This is a genomic window from Marinomonas sp. 63XJN7_7_ISO-PGPR-S23-202 (genome assembly GCF_056173505.1).
Window position 1 is genome coordinate 1,869,921 of the sequence record NZ_CM149677.1, and the last position, 19,239, is coordinate 1,889,159.

Consider the following 19,239-nt stretch of genomic DNA (forward strand, 5'->3'; position numbering starts at 1 on the left):
AGCGTGTTGGATATGGATACAAAAGAAGTGCCTCTGTTTGGGAATGTATTAGTTGTCGGTCTCGGCATGATTGGCGGTTCTTTCGCTAAGGCACTAAAAGAGAGAGGTTTGGCAACCCTGTATGGGGTTGATAGACGTGAGTCTGAATTGGTACTTGGTGTTTCTACGGGGGTCATTGATCATCCGGCAATGCTTTCATCCGAGTTTATTGAAAAGATGGATGTCATCATACTGGCTACGCCTGTGAGGGCGATGGAGTCAGTCCTGTCTGAGATAAAACCTTATCTAAAACCTACTACCTTGTTGACAGATGTTGGGTCGACAAAGGGCAGTGTTGTTGAAGCCGCTAAGCAGGTCTTTGGCGATATGCCCGCAAATTTTATTCCTGGGCATCCGATTGCTGGCGCAGAAAAAAGTGGGGTGTTAGCGGCCAATTCGCATTTGTTTGAAAAACATATGGCGATTGTGACGCCGCTGCCAGTCAGTAATCCTGTGTTGGTAGATCGTTTGCATCAATTATGGATGGCTGTTGGGGCGGAGGTTGTGAGCATGGATGTTGAGCATCACGATTATGTTCTTGCCTCCTCCAGTCATTTACCTCATCTCTTGGCGTATACTTTGGTCGATGCATTGGCGAACAGTGATCGTAGTCAAGATGTGTTTAAGTTTGCAGCGGGTGGTTTTCGTGACTTTACACGCATTGCTTCGAGTGATCCTGTCATGTGGCGTGATGTGTTTCTTTCGAATAAAAAAGCGACGTTAGCGACGTTAGATCAATTTACTGAGCGTCTAGCGGTGATGAGAGAAGCCATAGAGCAAGGCGATGGCGCTGGCATGTTTGGTGTTTTTACACGGGCCAAGTCTGCCAGAGATCACTTTTTGCGTTTGTTGGAGCACCGAACTTCTGGACGCTCTCAAGAAATAAAGCCCATTTCGCTCAATGTGTCTCCTGTTTCCTCAATAAAGGGGGAAATTTCTTTGTTGGGTGACAAATTTTTGTCACATAAGGCGATTACCCTAGCCTGCCTGTCAGAGGGTCTTAGTGTATTGCGCAATGTTGATTTGAGTGGCGATGTTTTAATTACCTTGCAAGCCTTTCGAGATATGGGGGTAGTGATTGAACAGGTGGCAGCAAATCAATTGCGCATTCACGGTGTGGGTCTGCGGGGGTTAAAGGCCCCGATTGCACCGATTAATGTTTATGAATCGATCATGAGTTTGTATCTTTTGTTGCCAGTTTTGGCTGCTCAGAGCTTTTCTTCTAAGGTGATTGCTGAGGGTATATTACTCAATCGCCCCATGGGAAATTTGTTTGACTTGGTACGCTCTATGGGAAGTCATTTGACGCCGAGTGCGGCTGACTGTTTGCCTGTTGAGCTTGAGCCAAGTGAATTAGAGGGTAAAAAGCTGGTTACCCCATATGGGGCGGAATTATTGGATACGACGGCCTTGTTTGCTTTACTTTTTATGCCTGAAGGGGCTAGGTTGCAAGGTGGTTCGACATTAGATGTCAATCGAGATGTGTTTGCGAATTTTTCCATTCGTTTACAGATTCAAGAAGGCGGCGTGGCCCTTTCTAGCTTACCTCCCAAGGGTAATGAGATTACTTTGCCTGGTGATGGGGGGAAAGCCGCTTGGTGGATGTTGCTAGCAAGTTTGTCACCAGGGTCAAAGCTGACGTTAAAAAACGTATTTTGTGAGCGATTGGCGAAGGCTTATTGGCCTGTTCTAAAGGCTTCTGGTGCGAACTTTTCTGTGCAGCAAAGTAAAGAGGGAGGCTTTGATGTTGGAGAGCTGGTTGTGTCTTTTGCTCAATTGTCCCCTTTGACGCTTAATGCAGAGCAAGTGTATGAGGTGCGAGATATGTTACCTTTGCTGTGTGTTGTCGCGGCCTATTCTAATGGTACCAGTTCTCTTAGTGGTATTAATTTATTGCCTTATTATCATGAGGACAGAGTCCAGTGTTTAGTGGATGCGTTTGTGCAAGTGGGGGTTGAATGTGAGTACCATTCAGGACATTTGCAAATTGTGGGTGGTTCTCCTACTGGCGGAGAAATGGATTGTGCCGGTGATTATCATCTTGCGCTAGCGATGTTAGCCATTGCCGTACGGAGCTCTGGAGCAACGAAGGTTGATGATTGTCAAAAATTATTAAACGAGTTTACAGAATTACAAGAGGTAGCGGCGCGGGTGGGTTTCCACTGTGCTGTTGCTCAATAGCATTGAAAGAGGAAGATTTATGATTAATCAAGCCCCAGTCATCGCGATTGATGGTCCAAGTGGTGCTGGCAAAGGAACTGTTAGCCAATTAGTCGCAGAGAAGCTGGGATGGCATTTGCTTGATAGTGGTGCCTTATATCGATTGTTGGCGTTGGCTGTTTCCCATCATGGAATGTCTGTAGATGAGGTTGATACGCTAAAAGTGTTGGCCGAGCATCTCGATATTCAGTTCCAGCAAGGTGATGATGAGGGAAAGGTTGAGATTGTGTTGGAAGGTGAGGTCGTCACACAAGCAATTCGAACGGAAGATGTGGGAAATAATGCTTCGAAATTGGCTGCTATTCCGGAAGTTAGAGAAGGTTTGCTGTTGCGTCAACGAGCGTTTGCACAAGCGCCAGGTTTGGTAGCAGATGGGCGTGATATGGGGACAGTTGTTTTCCCTAATGCCCCGATTAAGATTTTTTTGACGGCGTCGGCTGAAGAGCGCGCGCAAAGACGTTTACAACAATTGCAGCAAAAAGGGGAAACTGTTAATCTTAATGAATTGGTTCAGTCGATTAAAGAAAGGGATGAACGCGATGCCAACAGAGCCATTGCGCCTCTAGTGCCAGCGGCTGGCGCTTTAGTGATTGACAGTACAGATTTAACAATAGAACAGGTTGTCGAGATAGTTTTTGCTGAAGTAGTAAAAGCAGGTCTCGCATAGCCTGTTCTTTTGTGCGTGTACTGTTTTTACAAGAATGTGCTAGAATGGATTAGGTTTTATACAAGTCGATAAGAGACCAGCATACTTTTATCGCAATATTCTTAAAAATTGACCCGTATTTGCTGGTGATACGGATAAGGCTAAGGTTTCTTGGCCGACTATATAGGAAATACAATGACTCAAAGCTTCGCAGAACTGTTTGAAGAAAGCCTAAAAAGCGTCGAAATGGCGCCTGGCTCAATTGTTACTGGTATTGTTGTTGACATCGACAGCGAGTGGGTAACTGTTCATGCAGGTCTTAAATCTGAAGGCGTAATTCCTCGTTCTCAGTTCCTAACGGAAAGTGGTGAGTTCAACCTTAACATCGGCGACGAAGTTAAAGTTGCACTAGATGCTGTTGAAGATGGTTTCGGTGAGACTAAATTGTCTCGTGAAAAAGCGAAACGTGCTGAAACGTGGGCGGTTCTTGAAAAAGCTTACGAAGAAGGTGCCATCGTCAATGGTGTTATCAATGGTAAAGTTAAAGGTGGCTTCACTGTTGATATCGCTAATATCCGTGCTTTCTTACCAGGCTCTTTGGTAGATGTTCGCCCAATTCGCGATACATCTCACTTGGAAGGTGTGGATCTAGAGTTCAAACTTATCAAGCTTGATCAAAAACGTAACAACGTTGTTGTTTCTCGTCGTGCCGTTATGGAAGCGACTAACAGCGCTGAACGTGAAACACTTCTTGCTTCTCTTGAGGAAGGTCAAGAAGTTAAAGGTATCGTTAAGAACCTTACAGATTACGGTGCGTTCGTTGATCTTGGTGGTGTTGATGGTCTTCTACACATCACTGATATGGCTTGGAAACGCATTAAGCACCCAAGTGAAATCATTGCTGTTGGCGATGAAATCGATGTTAAAGTACTTAAGTTTGACCGCGAGCGTAACCGTGTGTCTTTAGGTCTTAAACAATTGGGTGAAGATCCATGGGTTGCTATCAAAGCACGTTACCCAGAAGGTACCAAAGTTACTGCTAAAGTAACTAACTTGACTGATTACGGCTGCTTCGCAGAGCTTGAAGAAGGTGTAGAAGGTCTTGTTCACGTATCTGAAATGGATTGGACGAACAAAAACATTCATCCATCTAAAGTCGTTCAGATCGGTGATGAAGTAGAAGTTATGATCCTTGATATCGACGAAGAACGTCGTCGTATCTCTTTGGGTATCAAGCAGTGCACCATGAATCCATGGGAAGAATTTGCTACATCTTTCAACAAAGGCGACAAAATCTCTGGCGCAATCAAGTCTATCACAGACTTTGGTGTGTTCATTGGTCTTGATGGCGGCATTGATGGTCTTGTTCACCTATCTGATCTATCTTGGGATGAAGCTGGTGAAGAAGCGGTTCGTCAATACAAGAAAGGCGATGTGCTTGAAACCGTTGTATTGTCTATCGATGCTGAACGCGAGCGTATCTCTCTTGGCGTTAAACAGCTAGAAGAAGACCCATTTGTTGCTTTCGTTGCTGAAAACGACAAAGGCGCTATCGTCAATGGTACTGTTGCATCTGTTGATGCAAAAGGTGCGGTTGTTACTCTAGCTAATGGTGTTGAAGCGACGTTGAAAGTATCTGAAATTAGTCGTGAGCGTGTTGAAGATGCAACAACTGCATTGAAAGAAGGCGATAAAGTTGAAGCTGCGATCATCAATGTTGATCGTAAAGCCCGTACTATTGCTATTTCTATCAAGCAGAAAGATGCAACTGAAGAGAAAGCAGCGCTTAAGTCTCATTCAGAGAAGCAACAAGTTGAAGCAAACGGTCCAACCACTATCGGTGATTTGATCAAAGCACAACTAGAAAACCAAAACTAAGATTTAGATAAGTAAAATCTTAGTGAATAGAAAAACGGGCTTCGGCCCGTTTTTTTATCAAAAATTTTTGTCAATTTTGCGTTAACACATTGACAGGAAAACTATACACAAAACATGTGGATAACTATGGGTATAGTCTGTTTCCTAGCTAGGTTAGCGTAAACTGGCAAGCAGTTTTTGCATGTCTTGCTCGTCCCATTCTTCCTTTTCAACGAGCTTTTTAAACTCTTCGCTGTGTTGGGTTCTGTGTAAGTTTTTCTGGAATTTGGCAAAATGCATTTCTTTGATCAGTTTTTCATCTTGTTCTGAGCGATACAGCTTTGGCTCTTGCAGAGCGGGATCCGATTGAGTGTCTGTCGAGAGGTTCATCTTGTTGATTGTCTTGTAAGTTTTTAGGAAGTCTTTCTTATTCATAACACTCTCCGCTCGTCTTTCAATCAATTGCATGCCCATCTGTTACTTATTATGAAGTATTCGTGTGGCCACTTTCTCGTATAGGTGTGCTCTCAATTTATTTCCACATTCTCTAGATAGAGGATTTCCATATGATCATCACGAGCGCACCATTTCACGTTGATATCCCAAACAGTTGTGCCGTGTTCTCGATCTACTTGCCCTGCGAGATAGGAAGGGCGAGGGTCTTGTTGGACAATTTGTTTAATTAAAGTGGCAATGTCTCGATTATGCAATGCTTTATAATCCTGACACTGTTGGTTTGCTAGCGGTGAAAAGTGCACTTCTCTCACTGGGGAAGGGGACGGGGCAAACCCACCCTGTGCATTAGGAATGCTATCTGCATAGGGGAGGTAAGGTTTTATATCGATAATGGGGGTGCCGTCTAGTAGGTCTGCTCCGTGTAAATCAATAAATACTTTTTTCTCTTCTTGATAAATTTCGCCCAACTTAATCACAGACAGACCTATTGGGTTCGGTCTATGGGTTGCGCGGGTGGCAAACACGCCCAATTTTTCTTTGCCTCCAAGTCTGGGAGGGCGAACTTTCGCTTTCCACTTCTCATTTAAGCAGCCGTGAAAAATAAACTGTACCCATATATGAGAAAATTGTTCCAGCCCGTCTAGTGTATCGAGTCGATTATAAGGGGCTATCAGCTCAATGCGGGCGGTGGCTTCTGTGACGAGCCCAGGTTGACGAGGAATACCAAACTTCTCTTTATAACAAGAATGAGCAATCCCAATGATAGAAAAGGTGAAATTACGAAATGCAGACAATTTGGTTTCCTTTTTCCCTTAATTCTGAGCAAAATCACTAAAAATATTATGATAGTATACTGTCAAGGTTAAGCCGACAGCGATATTTTTGCGGTTTTCATTTTATGTTTACTTAATTAGAGTTCAAATGATGTCTTTAGAATCTTATATGAATCAAATTGGTCAGCAAGCGAGATCTGCTTCTCGCCTTCTTGCTAAAGCTTCCACTGCACAAAAAAATGACGCTTTACTTGCCATGGCAAAGGCGCTGGAAGAAGCACGACCTCGATTGATCGAAGAGAACGCTAAAGACATGGCTAACGGTCAAGAAAAAGGGCTTGATGCTGCCTTATTAGATCGGCTACTGCTAAACGATGCTCGTATTGATGGCATGATTGAAGGGCTTAAACAAGTGGCGACGTTACCTGATCCTGTTGGTGAAATAACGGATATGGTGTATAGACCATCAGGCATTCAGGTTGGCAAAATGCGTGTACCTTTAGGGGTCATTGGCATTATTTATGAGTCACGACCCAATGTGACGATTGATGCGGCAAGTTTATGTTTAAAGTCTGGCAATGCGACCATTTTACGCGGTGGTTCGGAAGCATTTTATTCCAATCAAGCTATTGCGCAGGCAGTGAGTGTGGGACTAAAAAAGGCAGGTTTACCAGAAGAAGCGGTGCAGGTGTTAAATACGGTAGATCGCGATGCCGTCGGAAAACTCATTACTATGGCTGAATATGTGGATGTGATTGTGCCTCGTGGTGGCAAGAACTTAATCAAGCGTATTAGCCAGGATGCACGAGTCCCCGTAATTAAACACCTTGATGGTAATTGTCATGTTTATATTGATGATGAGGCGGATCTTGATAAGGCATTTACGATTTGTATGAATGCTAAAACTCGACGTTATGGTGTGTGTGGCGCGATGGAGTCTTTGCTTATTCATAAGCAGGTGGCGAAAGATATTCTGCCTCGACTCGTCGCTGCTTATCAAGAAAAAGGGGTTGAATTAGTTGGCTGTGATGCATCCCAAGCCATTTCGTCGTCTGTAGCGTCGGCCACGGAAGAAGATTGGTATACGGAATATTTAGCGCCTAAGCTATCTGTTAAGCTAGTGGGTGATATTGATGAGGCAATTTTGCACATCAACAAGTATGGATCCCATCATACGGACGCAATCGTCTCTGGCAGTTATGCAAAAACTCGCGTTTTCATGGCGGGAGTGGACTCTTCATCGGTGATGGTTAACGCATCAACCCAATTTGCTGATGGGTTTGAGTATGGACTCGGTGCCGAAATTGGTATTTCAACGGATAAAATACATGTACGCGGTCCTGTAGGGTTGATGGGATTAACCAGTCAAAAATACATCGTATTGGGTGATGGTCATACCCGTGATAATTAATTCTGCGACACGTTCATCCTTAAAAGAGAAAAAACATCCTGCTGGTACCGCGATGATGGGGGGGACATTTGATCCTATCCATAATGGTCATCTGCGTGCGGCGGTAGAAATTGTGGACCGTTTTGCCTTTAGAGCTTTACGGCTGATTCCTTGCTATCAACCAGTTCATAAAGGTCAGCCCAGTGTCACGGCACAGCAGCGTCTTGATATGGTTGAAAAAGCGATTTCCTGTGATGAGCGGCTATTAGTGGATTCACGCGAAATTTTGCGTAAAGGTCCGAGCTATTCGATTGATACCTTAAAAGAAATTCGTCAAGAGGTCGGGCCGGACGAGCCGCTTATTATGGTGTTGGGCATGGACAGCTTTTTGTCACTGCCAACTTGGCATAATTGGCAGGCATTAATAGAGTATGCGCATCTTCTTGTGGTGTCTCGTCCAGGATGGGAACCTGATTTTATTTCAGAGTTGCAGACATTCTGTGAAAATTGTCGTGCCACCTCTGCTCATGAGTTACAATGCGCGCCCTCAGGGTTTGTCTGGTTCGAAATGTTGCCGTCTCTAGAGATCTCTTCTAGCATGATAAGGGCGCTTTGCAAAAAGCAAGAGTCCATTGCCTATTTATTGCCCGAACCAGTACAGAACTACATTAAGCAAAATAATTTATACCTATAGGAAAATGTAAAAATATGAGTCAACCTAACTTCACAGCGGATCAAATCTTAGCTTTTGCAGTCGAAGCGTTAGAGGATGTAAAAGGGGACAAGATTACTGTGTTGAACGTAGCAAATCATACTGACATGATGGATTACATGGTTATTTGTACCGGTACTTCTAAGCGTCATGTGAATGCACTTGGACAAAATGTGTTTGAGCATCTTAAGTCACAGGGACTTCAACCTCTTGGTTCCGAAGGCCGAGGTATGGGAAGTGATTGGGTTTTGGTTGATTTGCATGATGTTGTTGTGCATGTGATGACAGAAGAAGCTCGATCTTTCTATGATCTTGAAAAATTATGGGATATCAAACCAGAAGTAATGTAAGGCATCTGTAATGCGCGTTCGACTGATTGCCATAGGCAATAAAATGCCCCAATGGGTGACAGCTGGGTATGACGAATATGCTAAACGTCTGCCTAAGGATTTTGCTCTAGAATTATTAGAAATTCCCATGTCACCTCGTGGCAAAAACACAGACATCGCCAAGGCGATTCGTAAGGAAGGCGACGCAATGCTCGAGGCAATTCCATCTGGCGATAAGGTGATTGCCTTGGAAGTGTTAGGAAAAGAATGGTCTACGGAGCAGCTTGCTGGACAAACCGAACAATGGCGCATGGACGGCTATAATGTGAGTTTGCTCGTCGGTGGCCCTGATGGACTGGATCCCAGGTGTACAGGGCGGGCCGACCAGGTATGGTCGTTGTCTCGTTTAACATTGCCTCATCCAATGGTAAGGATTCTTTTAGCCGAGCAGATTTACCGTGCTTGGACTTTGATGAACAATCATCCATACCACCGCTAAAGGGGCGTTAGGTGAGCCATCGACATCAAAACTTTCGAAATTATCGTCAAGAGAGGCAGGTTACTCGAAATCGTATTATTGCCTCGTCTATTTTTGTACTGCTTCTCGTTGGTGTTTTGCTGGGGCGTTTGTTTTATTTACAAATACTGGAGCATAAGGTCTATGAAACCAAAGCGGACGATAATCGAGTATTATTGCTTTCTATTCCGCCAACTCGTGGCTTGATTTATGATCGCAATGGCGTTGTATTAGCTGATAATCGGCCAATACACAGTTTAACCGTTGTCCCCGAGCGAATTAAAAGTGTTGCTTGGTTAAAAAAACAGCTGGCGGGCATTATCAAAATCACTCCAGACGAATGGCACGACTTTGAGCAAAAGCTCAAAGAGTATCGTCGACCCTATCAACCTATCACATTAAAACCTCAGCTAACGGATGCCCAGTGGGCACGTGTTGCGGTGAATTTGTATAAATTAGATGGTGTGCAAGTTGAGGCACAGCTAACGCGTTACTACCCTTACGGTAAAGCATTCGCTCATGCCATTGGCTATGTTGGCCGTATCACCGAAAAAGATCTAGATCGAGTCAATAAACAAGACTATCAAGGGGCCCTTTTCATCGGTAAAACAGGGGTGGAAGGGTATTATGAGCATGTTTTATTTGGTAAGCCTGGTATTAGTAAGGTTGAAGTCAATGCCCGTGGGCGCATCATGGAGGAGTTGGGAAGGACACCGCCCGTACCGGGTAAAAGCCTCCACTTGTATTTAGATGCTCGGTTGCAGCAATATGCTTACGATTTGTTAGGAGACTATAAAGGTTCTGTCGTCGCGATTGACCCTAATACCGGGGGGATTTTAGCCCTCGTTTCTAAGCCTGGATTTAATCCGAACTTATTTGTCCGAGGTATCTCAAGTAAAGACTATGCTGCTCTGCGTAATTCGAAAAGGTTGCCGTTGTTTAATCGGGCGTTACGAGGGGGCTATCCGCCCGCTTCGACGATTAAGCCCTATATGGCGTTAGCCGGACTACAATATGGCTACGCTTCATGGACTCAACGTTATTTTGCAAAAGGCTATTATCAAATTAACCCTGGTGGCCGTAAGTATCGAGATTGGAAGCGTGGCGGACATGGTTGGATTAATCTTCAGCGCGCCATTATTGAGTCTGTGGATACCTATTTTTATCAATTAGCGGATAAGATGGGGATCACACCTATTCATGACTTTTTATCACGGTTTGGTTTTGGCAAAAGCTATTTGCTGGATTTATATGGTGCAAGTGATGGCATCTTGCCCTCTAAAGCATGGAAAAGAGCGAAATACAACCAGCCTTGGTATACAGGCGACTCTGTGAACGTAGGTATTGGACAAGGTTATATGGTGGCAACGCCTATGCAAATGGCAACGGCCGTATCCATTCTTGCTGCTCGTGGACATTACTATTACCCACGAATGGTGAAGGATATTGGCAATAAGCCAGCGACTTTTGACGGTAAAGGTGGCGTGCATAATTTGATTCTAAAAGATCAAAGCAATTGGAAGAAAATTATTACGGCCATGCAGAAGGTCATTACCGACCCTAAAGGAACAGGGCGCCGTATACGGGGGACGGATTATACTATTGCTGGTAAAACCGGTACCGGACAGGTGTTTAGTTTACAAGATGGCCAAACATATGAGGCCAGTAAATTGGCTAAGCGGTTGCATGACCATGCTTTGTTTATTGCTTTTGCACCGGTTAAGAAACCCAAAATTGCGATATTTGCAATATTTGAAAACGGTGGTAGTGCAGCAAAGCCTGCCGAATTAACTAAAAAATTATTTGATGCTTACATTGATGGAAAATATCCCAAGCGTTATGACTATTTAAAAGGTAATAGCAAGTGAGAGATAGTTTTTTTGAAAGGGTGGTGGCGTTTACTAATGCTCGTCTATGGAAATTAATCCATCTGGATATCTTGTTGCTCGGCGCTTTATTGTTATTGATGGCTGGCGGTTTGATTGTGCTGTATTCGGCATCAGGTGAAAATATCGCTATGGTAGAGCGTCAAGGGGTGCGTTTTATTATTGGAATGGGCGTGTGTTTAGGGCTTGCTCAGCTCCCTCCAAAGTATATGCGCCGAGCGTCCCCTGCTTTATTTGCTTTTATTGTCGTCTTATTAATTGCTGTACTACTGTTTGGTATTGGAGCTAAGGGAGCTCAGCGTTGGTTAGGGTTACCTGGAGGGTTGCGTTTTCAACCTTCTGAATTGATGAAAATCGTTATGCCCATGACGATTGCTTGGTACTTTTCTGATCGGCAATTACCGCCTAGGTATAACGAAGTTTTAGTGGTACTTGGCTTGATTATTGTGCCAGTATTGATGATTGCCAAACAGCCTGATTTAGGAACGGCACTGCTTGTGGCGGTATCAGGGATTTTTGTTTTGTTTTTGGCGGGACTTGGGTGGCGCTATATTGTGGGGGCCGCTGTTTTGGCGCCTGTTGCCGGTTATGTGCTATGGCATTTCATGCACGAATATCAACGTCAGCGTGTGTTAACGCTGCTTGATCCCGAAAGTGATCCATTAGGCGCAGGCTGGAATATTATTCAGTCAAAAACAGCCATTGGCTCGGGAGGCTTATATGGCAAGGGGTGGATGGAAGGCACGCAAGCACAACTTAACTTTTTACCTGAAAGCCATACGGATTTTATTATCGCGGTATTAGCAGAAGAGTTTGGCCTGATTGGCTGTTGTCTGCTGCTGTTTGGTTACTTGTTAGTGATTTCTCGTGGCTTATATATTGCTGCCAATGCAGAAGATAATTACGCGCGTTTGTTGGCGGGCAGTCTGACTTTGACGTTTTTTGTTTATGTTTTTGTAAATATTGGTATGGTCTCAGGCATTTTGCCTGTAGTTGGGGTACCCTTGCCACTCGTGAGTTACGGAGGCACCTCTATTATTACTATTATGGCGACCTTTGGAATTCTGATGTCAGTGCAAACACATAAAAGAGCGAGATGATGATAAAACTAGCATTAGGGATGTTACTAGTGCTTGGTCTGTCTGGGTGTAGCACCCTGAGCCAAAGCAAAGAAACATTACAGGAAGGGAATCGACTTGGGGTCAGTAACGAACTGTTGAAAGATGCCCCAGACTCTTATAAAGACTCCTATGCCGCAGACCCTGAAGTGCAGGCATTTATTAAGCGGATGGTGCGAGAAGATCATTATAACAAAGCAACGTTAGAGTTGGCTTTTTCGCGTATTAAACCTCGTGAAACGGTTATTACGAAATCTAATAACCAGCCTGAAGTGATCACCCCTTTTTATGACTATCGGAAAAATTTTCTGACTAAAAAGCGCATTAAGGAAGGGCGAGCATTTGCCAAGAAAAATCGCTATTGGCTGCAAAAAGCGCAGAAAGAATATGGTGTTGATTGGCATGTTATTGTTGCATTGATAGGTGTTGAAACCTACTACGGGCGTATTACAGGAGGAAAAGATGTGTTTACCTCCTTAGCGACCTTGGCGTTTAACTATCCCCGTCGTCAAGACTACTTCCAAGATGAGCTGCGGGCTTATTTGCTACTTGCTCGCAAGGAAGGCTGGAAAATTGGTGCAACGGATGGCTCCTATTCAGGTGCTATGGGTATGGTGCAGTTTATGCCGTCTAATTACCAAAAATTAGCCGTAGATTTTGATGGCGATGGGCATGTGGATCTTTGGAAGTCTGATGCGGATGCCATTGGTAGTGTCGCAAATTATATGAAGCATCATGGCTGGGAATATGATAAGCCTTGTGTGGTTTTAGCTCAGGTAAAAAATGCTGATAAAGTGTCGAGTTGGGTGAATTTTCAACGTAAACCAGTGAAGACAGCAGAAGAATGGTCTAAGTTGGGTGTCTCGCCTAGTCAGCCATTTCTACCTGAAAAAATGGGGTTGATCGGATTGCACACAGCAAAGGGTAAAACAACCTATTGGTTGGCTTATGAAAATTTCTACTCAATCATGGATTACAATCCAAGTAGGCGTTACGCGATGGCGGTACTTGAGCTTGCAAAGAGAATAGGTAGTAATGCGCACTAGCCTCCTTGTGTTCTCCATGCTTTCGTTGTTGTCGTTGAGTGGCTGTGTGAGTAACTTTGCACAGCCACTTGATTACGACCGAGCATCTGGAGGAGGGCGTTATAGTCTTTTGCAAGATAAAGCGCCAGATCATGATGTAAAGGTAGATCATTTACCCGATTTGGTGCCCAAATGGGAACCAAGAAGTGTTGGGGGGAATAAAAGCCCTTATGAAGTCTGGGGAAAGAAGTATTGGGTGATGAAATCGGCAAAAGGTTATGTCGCAGAAGGGACGGCGTCTTGGTATGGACTGAAGTTTCATGGTCATACCACATCAAATGGGGAAAAATATGATATGTACGCTTTCTCAGCCGCCCATAAAACCCTGCCGATACCAACCTATTTGAAGGTAACAAACCTAGGAAATGGCCGTACTGTGATTGTTCGGGTGAACGACAGAGGGCCGTTCCATGGTAACCGGTTAATTGATTTGTCTTACGCTGCAGCGGTGAGGTTAGGGTTCGAAAAAAAGGGGCTTGCGCATGTGCGTATTCAGGCCATTACGGTTCCTAAAGGCGCTACTTATCATCCAGGTTTATACACAGCGGGCACTTCTAAAAAAGAAGTTAACCCCCCTATAGTATTGGCTTCAGAGCATGCTAAAGAGCATCATCAATCCGTTAAGAAAAGCCTAAATTTTAATCACTTACAAGCAGGCGCTTTCTCAACAAAAGAGGCTGCTGAGCGTCTAAAAAATAGGCTAATACAGGTATTTGATACACAGATAAAAATAACGATAATCAAGCAAAGTGATGGGTTGTTTAAGGTGTTTTTAGGACCTTATTCAAACGATGAAGCGTTGGCCTTGTGGCAGAAAAAGTTACAGAATGCAGGCTTTACAAAACCCATACGTGTTGCTTTGGTTCCGTAAAGACGGTGTTGGCGTACTAGAGATTCAAAATTGCCTCTAGTATCATTTGTGAACTTTTCCAATGAGACGATGTTGTACAGTATGAAGCGATTCCTAATATTCTTATCCGTATTTCTAGGTTTAACAGCCACTGCACTTCGCGCAGAACCTACTTTTATTCCTGCTCCGCCTGAAATAGCCGCTAAAAGTTACATATTAATGGATGCTAAAACGGGCGATATTATTGTTCAGCATAATGCTGACGAGAAATTGCCACCAGCCAGTTTAACCAAACTGATGACAGCGTATGTCACTGAGTATGAGTTAGCTCGTGGTGATATTTCACTGAATGATAAAGTAAGAATCAGTGAGAAGGCTTGGCGTATGGGGGGGTCTCGAACCTTTCTTCGTGAAGGTAGTGTCGTGCCACTAAAAACCTTGATTCAAGGAATGATTGTGCAGTCAGGTAACGATGCGACTGTTGCCATCGCAGAACATGTTGCCGGTAGCGAGTCTGCGTTTGTTGATTTGATGAATCAGCATGCTAAATTGCTTGGTATGAAGGACTCACACTTCTCTGATGCAACGGGGTATCCTATACCCGATCATTACTCTAGCGCCCACGATATTGCGATTGTAGCCAGAGCAATCATTAATGATTACCCCCAGAATTATCATTTCTATAAAGAGAAATATTTCACTTATAATGGCATCCGTCAGCCAAATCGTAACCGCCTATTATGGTGGGACCCTTCTGTCGATGGCTTGAAAACGGGTCATACTAAAGCGGCAGGGTATTGTTTAGCCGCTTCTGCTCTTCGTAATGGCACACGTTTGATTTCTGTCGTTATGGGCACGAAAACAGACGAAGCGCGTGCGACTCAGTCGCAAAAACTGTTGGATTACGGTTTCCGTTACTATCAAACCCGTAAGCTATATAGTAAGGGCCAAGTTATTGCTAATGCCACCGTTTGGGGCGGCGCTAAAGATAGTGTGAAAGTTGGTTTTACTAAAGATGTGTTTGTGACGTTACCGCGTCAGGATGCTAAATCAATTCCTGCTAAATTACAGTTGAAACCTGTGATTGAAGCCCCTATTAAGGTGGGAGAGGTTTTGGGTAAAATTATCGTTGGTAGTGACGGTAATACCATTCTGGAGCGTAATGTTGTTGCGCTTGAACCCGTTAAGCAGGGTGGTTTCTTCAAACGTATGTTCGATAAGATCAAACTGTTTTTTATGAATTTGTTTTAGGCCCTAACGGCCAAGTGGAATATTAATGGCTTTAATTACGAAAAATGGTGACCAAGCTGCCAACGCGGTGGATGCACCAAAAATTGAATTTCCTTGTGAAAATTACGTGATCAAGGTGGTGTCCGTTGACGTTGAAGGTGGACACGCTGAAATTATTGAACGATTGAAGGTGCATGCACCGGAGTTGGATCCTAAGGCAACTGGGATAAACCGTTCTAGCAAGGGGCGTTTCGTTAGTTATAGCTTTCGTATTCTAGCAACAGGTGAAGAGCAGTTATCTGCTCTTCACTCTGATTTAATGGATATTGAATTTGTTAAGATGGTTATGTAATGGATCAGGATCTGATTGCTCGTGATCTAGGAACCGTCACTTACGAAGAAACTTGGGAAAAGATGAAACACTTTACCCAAGTCCGTACTAAAGAAGATCAAGATGAGCTCTGGTTGTTAGAGCATCCTTCTCTTTTCACTCAGGGCCAAGCTGGTAAACAAGAACATTTGTTAGCACCTGGTGACATTCCGGTTATTCAAGTAGATAGAGGAGGTCAAGTCACTTACCACGGACCCGGTCAGCTAGTCGTTTATGTTATGATAGATCTTAAACGCCTAGGAATAGGCGTTAGAGAGTTGGTGAGTGCGCTTGAAAATGCCATTGTTGATGTATTAAATCATAACGATATACAAGCTTACCCCAAGCCAGATGCGCCTGGTGTTTATGTTGATGAGAAGAAAATCGCTTCCCTCGGTTTACGGATTCGAAGGGGGTGTTCTTTTCATGGTTTGGCGCTAAATGTCGATATGGATCTGACACCATTTAATCGAATTAATCCTTGCGGCTATCAAGGATTACAAATGGTTGATATGGCTCGTCTCACTAATGATATTGATTTTTCACAAGTTAAAACTCAGCTAGCTAATGCGCTGGCTGGGCAGCTCGGATATGCCAATCCGACGATCCAAAAAGGGTGGAAATAAAATGACTGCAGAACGCAAACGCGTCGTCCAGGGCGAGAAACTTCGCGGCGCCGATAAGATGGCGCGTATACCTGTAAAAGTTATCCCAACTGAAGAGATTCCACGTAAGCCGGACTGGTTACGTGTACGTATGCCTGCTTCGCCTGAAATTGCTCGTATTAAGGCAACACTGCGTGAGCATAAATTAGCGTCTGTCTGTGAAGAGGCGAATTGCCCTAATCTGGGTGAGTGCTTTAGTAATGGTACCGCAACCTTCATGATTATGGGGGAGATTTGTACCCGACGCTGTCCTTTCTGTGATGTGGCCCATGGTCGTCCTAACCCATTGAGTCCAGATGAACCGAAAGAATTAGCGATTGCCATTCGTGACATGAAATTGAAGTATGTGGTCATTACCTCTGTGGATCGTGATGATCTGCGTGATGGCGGGGCTCAGCACTTTGTTGACTGTATACGTGAAACCCGTGCGTTAAGTCCTTCAATCGAGATCGAAACCCTCGTGCCGGATTTCCGAGGACGGATGGAGTCGGCATTAGATATTCTCGAAATTGCACCGCCAGATGTGTTTAATCACAACTTGGAATCGATTCCTCGTCTTTACCGTCAAGTTCGTCCAGGCTCCGACTATCAATGGTCTTTGGATTTGTTGAAAAATTTCAAGGAGCGTTGTCCCGATGTGCCCACTAAGTCTGGCTTGATGGTAGGGATGGGAGAGACGTTTGAAGAAATTGTTGAGGTGCTCAAAGATTTGCGTGCCCATCATGTTGATATGTTGACAATTGGTCAGTATTTACAGCCGTCTAAGCACCACTTCCCAATGGCGCGTTTTGTTCCGCCAGAAGAGTTTGCTCGCTATGAAGAAGTGGCAAAAGAGCTGGGCTTTAAACATGCGGCTTGTGGGCCTCTCGTGCGCTCATCTTATCATGCGGATAAGCAGGCTCATGGTGAGCACGTCTCCTAAGCCTTTTTAAAGAGTCAACGAAGCGGTGTTGGGATTGGGTTCCTGACTCCGCTTTTTTATTATTAGTACAAACTATCATGTTTCTGCTTGCTGGTTTGATGAGTTATCAACAATACTGTGCTGAGTTAAGACTTAGGACCTAGTACCGTTACATGGTTTATTTTAGTAGGAGGCAAAATGACGCCTTGGTCAGTCAAAGATTCGCTTGAGCTTTATAACGTTAATCATTGGAGTGCGGGCTTTTTCTCAATTAATGAAGAGGGACGCACAATTGCATTACCTGATCGAGAAAAGAGTATCGATCTGACTGAGCTATCGAAACAGCTTAAAAGTCAGGGTATTCCATACCCTTGTTTGGTGCGTTTTCCTAATATTTTGCATTCTCGAATTGAAAAAATTACCGATTCGTTTTGTCAGGCAATTGAGTATTATGACTATCAGGCGAATTATGCCATTGTTTACCCCATTAAAGTTAACCAACAGCGCCGTGTGGTAGAAGAGATTGCAGGTTGTCAGCCTGATAATTCCTCCACGGTAGGTTTAGAGGCGGGGAGTAAACCAGAGCTAATGGCCGTGCTGGCGATGCACCAAAATCCTAATGGCATCATTGTGTGTAATGGCTATAAAGACCGAGAGTTCATTCATCTAGCTTTGATGGCGGAGAAAATGGGTCATCAGGTCTTTATTGTTGTCGAAAAGTTACATGAATTGGATTGGATTCTAGAAGAAGCCCATAAAATTGGAGTGAAGCCACGTATTGGTATTCGTATCCGTTTAGCCTCGACTTGTACCACTCACTGGGGCAACAGTGGAGGAGAGAAATCTAAATTTGGTTTGACCACGTCGCAATTGCTGCGTGCCGTTGATCGTTTACGGGATTTGGCGTTATTGGATTGTCTGGAGCTGATTCACTTTCATCTAGGGTCTCAAATTACCCGTATTCGGGATATTCAAAACAGTCTAAAAGAATGTGCTCGTTATTATTCTGAACTGCACCAGATGGGAGTGCCAGTGAAATGGGTTGATGTTGGTGGTGGTTTGGGGGTGGATTACGAAGGAACACGTAGTCAGAATGCCTATTCAGCGAACTACAGTATCAGCGAGTATGCGAACAATGTTGTGTTTGCGTTCCACAATGTGTGCGAACAATATGATTTACCTCACCCTAATTTGATTTCTGAATCTGGTCGTGCAGTAACCGCTCATCATGCCATGATGATTGCCGATGTTTTTTCGTATGGCGCCGAGCTTTTACCAATTGAAGCCCCCCATGAAGATGCGGTATTGGAAATACAACGATTGTGGAGCTGCTACCAGAGTTTAAAAGGAGGCAATGAGGTTGATACTCGTTCTTTAGTGGAAATTTACCATGATTTGTTGGACGATTTTAACGATAGTCTGACGCTCTATAATCATGGCCAGTTAAATCTTGAACAACGGGCCCAAGCGGAGAATCTGTTTCTTGCAGCCTGTCGGAATTTATTACCGAAGTTGGATAATCGTAATCGTAGTCATCGTCCTGTGATGGATGAACTCAATGAGCGTTTGGCGGAAAAACTGTTTGTTAATTTGTCTGTCTTTCAATCCATGCCGGATGCTTGGGGGATTGATCAGTTGTTTCCTGTGTTGCCACTACAAGGGTTAGACCAAGCGCCGTCTTTTCGTGGGAAAATTCAAGATGTCACCTGTGACTCTGATGGGTGTTTGTATCAGTATGTGGATGGACAGGGTATTGAGACCTCTTTGCCGTTACCGCCACCGCCAAAAGATGATGATTACTTAATGGGATTCTTCTTGGTAGGGGCGTATCAAGAAACCTTAGGGGATCTGCATAATTTATTCGGAGATACACCGTCGGTAGATGTATACTTGACTGACGACGGCTTTAGAATTGATCATGTATTAATGGGCGATAGTGTTCAGGATGTACTGAAATACGTCAGTTACGATGAAAAAGCGTTAACCTCAAGATATGCTGATAAAGTAGCCGCGAGTTCGCTGTCTGATGAGGACCAGCAAAATCTGATTAAGATTTATAAAAAAGTGTTGCAAGGTTCAACCTATTTAGCCTAGTGACTTTCGCTGCTAACTAGTAACATCACAAATGCGCACATATCCATGCTCGTTCCTTTCATCGTCAAGTTGGTAAGATGGGGCGAGCATGTTTTTTTACT

18 protein-coding genes are annotated in these 19,239 nt (G+C 44.1%); 16 read left to right on the forward strand and 2 right to left on the reverse strand.

The genetic code is table 11. The features are described from left to right. Positions 1-12: 12 nt before the first annotated feature. From AC0VYG_RS08640 to rpsA, 3 genes are all read left to right on the forward strand, one after another. The gene (locus AC0VYG_RS08640) at positions 13-2,220 is read left to right on the forward strand and encodes a prephenate dehydrogenase/arogenate dehydrogenase family protein (RefSeq protein ID WP_475431907.1); all 2,208 of its coding nucleotides are present in this window, start codon (positions 13-15) and stop codon (positions 2,218-2,220) included. Between the two features lie 19 nt (positions 2,221-2,239). After that, on the forward strand, positions 2,240-2,926 hold the full coding sequence (cmk, locus tag AC0VYG_RS08645; protein WP_475431908.1) for a (d)CMP kinase: 687 nt from the start codon (positions 2,240-2,242) through the stop codon (positions 2,924-2,926). A gap of 174 nt (positions 2,927-3,100) precedes the next feature. After that, positions 3,101-4,783, forward strand: coding sequence for a 30S ribosomal protein S1 (gene rpsA, locus AC0VYG_RS08650; RefSeq protein ID WP_475431909.1), 1,683 nt, complete (start codon positions 3,101-3,103; stop codon positions 4,781-4,783). A gap of 153 nt (positions 4,784-4,936) precedes the next feature. Here rpsA and AC0VYG_RS08655 read toward each other — a convergent pair whose 3' ends face one another. Both AC0VYG_RS08655 and tsaA read right to left on the reverse strand, forming a co-directional pair. Then, entirely contained in the window at positions 4,937-5,197 is a 261-nt protein-coding gene (locus AC0VYG_RS08655) for a hypothetical protein (protein WP_475431910.1), read from the reverse strand. A 92-nt stretch (positions 5,198-5,289) separates the two neighbouring features. Next, a complete protein-coding gene (tsaA, locus tag AC0VYG_RS08660) occupies positions 5,290-6,012 on the reverse strand; it encodes a tRNA (N6-threonylcarbamoyladenosine(37)-N6)-methyltransferase TrmO (protein WP_475431911.1) in 723 nt (240 codons plus the stop codon). A 130-nt stretch (positions 6,013-6,142) separates the two neighbouring features. On the opposite strand from tsaA, the gene AC0VYG_RS08665 reads away from it, so the two are divergent. The 13 genes from AC0VYG_RS08665 to speA all read left to right on the forward strand — a co-directional run bounded on the left by AC0VYG_RS08665 (position 6,143) and on the right by speA (position 19,138). Further along, positions 6,143-7,402 carry a glutamate-5-semialdehyde dehydrogenase gene (locus AC0VYG_RS08665; RefSeq protein ID WP_475432533.1) on the forward strand — a complete coding sequence of 420 codons (1,260 nt, stop codon included), beginning with the start codon at positions 6,143-6,145 and terminating at the stop codon, positions 7,400-7,402. Further along, complete coding sequence (gene nadD / locus AC0VYG_RS08670; protein WP_475431912.1) at positions 7,392-8,075, forward strand: nicotinate-nucleotide adenylyltransferase; 684 nt, start codon at positions 7,392-7,394, stop codon at positions 8,073-8,075. The genes AC0VYG_RS08665 and nadD overlap by 11 nt, the downstream gene beginning before the upstream one ends. A gap of 14 nt (positions 8,076-8,089) precedes the next feature. Then, on the forward strand, positions 8,090-8,443 hold the full coding sequence (rsfS, locus tag AC0VYG_RS08675; RefSeq protein WP_067016214.1) for a ribosome silencing factor: 354 nt from the start codon (positions 8,090-8,092) through the stop codon (positions 8,441-8,443). Between the two features lie 10 nt (positions 8,444-8,453). Beyond that, on the forward strand, positions 8,454-8,921 hold the full coding sequence (gene rlmH, locus AC0VYG_RS08680) for a 23S rRNA (pseudouridine(1915)-N(3))-methyltransferase RlmH (RefSeq protein ID WP_475431913.1): 468 nt from the start codon (positions 8,454-8,456) through the stop codon (positions 8,919-8,921). An 11-nt stretch (positions 8,922-8,932) separates the two neighbouring features. Further along, positions 8,933-10,807: a penicillin-binding protein 2 gene (mrdA, locus tag AC0VYG_RS08685; RefSeq protein WP_475431914.1), complete on the forward strand. Its 1,875-nt coding sequence runs from the start codon at positions 8,933-8,935 to the stop codon at positions 10,805-10,807. Then, positions 10,804-11,925 carry a rod shape-determining protein RodA gene (gene rodA / locus AC0VYG_RS08690; RefSeq protein ID WP_475431915.1) on the forward strand — a complete coding sequence of 374 codons (1,122 nt, stop codon included), beginning with the start codon at positions 10,804-10,806 and terminating at the stop codon, positions 11,923-11,925. Before mrdA ends, rodA begins: the two co-directional genes overlap by 4 nt. Next, positions 11,922-12,989: a lytic murein transglycosylase B gene (gene mltB / locus AC0VYG_RS08695; protein ID WP_475431916.1), complete on the forward strand. Its 1,068-nt coding sequence runs from the start codon at positions 11,922-11,924 to the stop codon at positions 12,987-12,989. The genes rodA and mltB overlap by 4 nt, the downstream gene beginning before the upstream one ends. Then, positions 12,979-13,899 carry a septal ring lytic transglycosylase RlpA family protein gene (locus AC0VYG_RS08700; protein ID WP_475431917.1) on the forward strand — a complete coding sequence of 307 codons (921 nt, stop codon included), beginning with the start codon at positions 12,979-12,981 and terminating at the stop codon, positions 13,897-13,899. Before mltB ends, AC0VYG_RS08700 begins: the two co-directional genes overlap by 11 nt. An 81-nt stretch (positions 13,900-13,980) precedes the next feature. Then, positions 13,981-15,129, forward strand: coding sequence for a D-alanyl-D-alanine carboxypeptidase family protein (locus AC0VYG_RS08705; RefSeq protein WP_475431918.1), 1,149 nt, complete (start codon positions 13,981-13,983; stop codon positions 15,127-15,129). 25 nt (positions 15,130-15,154) lie between these two features. Continuing rightward, complete coding sequence (locus AC0VYG_RS08710) at positions 15,155-15,460, forward strand: YbeD family protein (protein ID WP_475431919.1); 306 nt, start codon at positions 15,155-15,157, stop codon at positions 15,458-15,460. Then, on the forward strand, positions 15,460-16,104 hold the full coding sequence (gene lipB / locus AC0VYG_RS08715; protein WP_475431920.1) for a lipoyl(octanoyl) transferase LipB: 645 nt from the start codon (positions 15,460-15,462) through the stop codon (positions 16,102-16,104). The genes AC0VYG_RS08710 and lipB overlap by 1 nt, the downstream gene beginning before the upstream one ends. A gap of 1 nt (position 16,105) precedes the next feature. Further along, complete coding sequence (gene lipA, locus AC0VYG_RS08720) at positions 16,106-17,065, forward strand: lipoyl synthase (RefSeq protein ID WP_475431921.1); 960 nt, start codon at positions 16,106-16,108, stop codon at positions 17,063-17,065. A 177-nt stretch (positions 17,066-17,242) separates the two neighbouring features. Beyond that, entirely contained in the window at positions 17,243-19,138 is a 1,896-nt protein-coding gene (gene speA / locus AC0VYG_RS08725; protein WP_475431922.1) for a biosynthetic arginine decarboxylase, read from the forward strand. The last annotated feature ends 101 nt before the right edge of the window (positions 19,139-19,239 follow it).

Bases quoted from the DNA above. Each gene is read 5' to 3' on its own strand.
- AC0VYG_RS08640 (WP_475431907.1), top strand. From the start codon at position 13: ATGGATACAAAAGAAGTGCCTCTGTTTGGGAATGTATTAGTTGTCGGT.
- cmk (WP_475431908.1), top strand. From the start codon at position 2,240: ATGATTAATCAAGCCCCAGTCATCGCGATTGATGGTCCAAGTGGTGCT.
- rpsA (WP_475431909.1), top strand. From the start codon at position 3,101: ATGACTCAAAGCTTCGCAGAACTGTTTGAAGAAAGCCTAAAAAGCGTC.
- AC0VYG_RS08655 (WP_475431910.1), bottom strand. From the start codon at position 5,197: ATGAATAAGAAAGACTTCCTAAAAACTTACAAGACAATCAACAAGATG.
- AC0VYG_RS08665 (WP_475432533.1), top strand. From the start codon at position 6,143: ATGTCTTTAGAATCTTATATGAATCAAATTGGTCAGCAAGCGAGATCT.
- rsfS (WP_067016214.1), top strand. From the start codon at position 8,090: ATGAGTCAACCTAACTTCACAGCGGATCAAATCTTAGCTTTTGCAGTC.
- rlmH (WP_475431913.1), top strand. From the start codon at position 8,454: ATGCGCGTTCGACTGATTGCCATAGGCAATAAAATGCCCCAATGGGTG.
- mltB (WP_475431916.1), top strand. From the start codon at position 11,922: ATGATGATAAAACTAGCATTAGGGATGTTACTAGTGCTTGGTCTGTCT.
- AC0VYG_RS08700 (WP_475431917.1), top strand. From the start codon at position 12,979: ATGCGCACTAGCCTCCTTGTGTTCTCCATGCTTTCGTTGTTGTCGTTG.
- AC0VYG_RS08705 (WP_475431918.1), top strand. From the start codon at position 13,981: ATGAAGCGATTCCTAATATTCTTATCCGTATTTCTAGGTTTAACAGCC.
- AC0VYG_RS08710 (WP_475431919.1), top strand. From the start codon at position 15,155: ATGGCTTTAATTACGAAAAATGGTGACCAAGCTGCCAACGCGGTGGAT.
- lipB (WP_475431920.1), top strand. From the start codon at position 15,460: ATGGATCAGGATCTGATTGCTCGTGATCTAGGAACCGTCACTTACGAA.
- lipA (WP_475431921.1), top strand. From the start codon at position 16,106: ATGACTGCAGAACGCAAACGCGTCGTCCAGGGCGAGAAACTTCGCGGC.
- speA (WP_475431922.1), top strand. From the start codon at position 17,243: ATGACGCCTTGGTCAGTCAAAGATTCGCTTGAGCTTTATAACGTTAAT.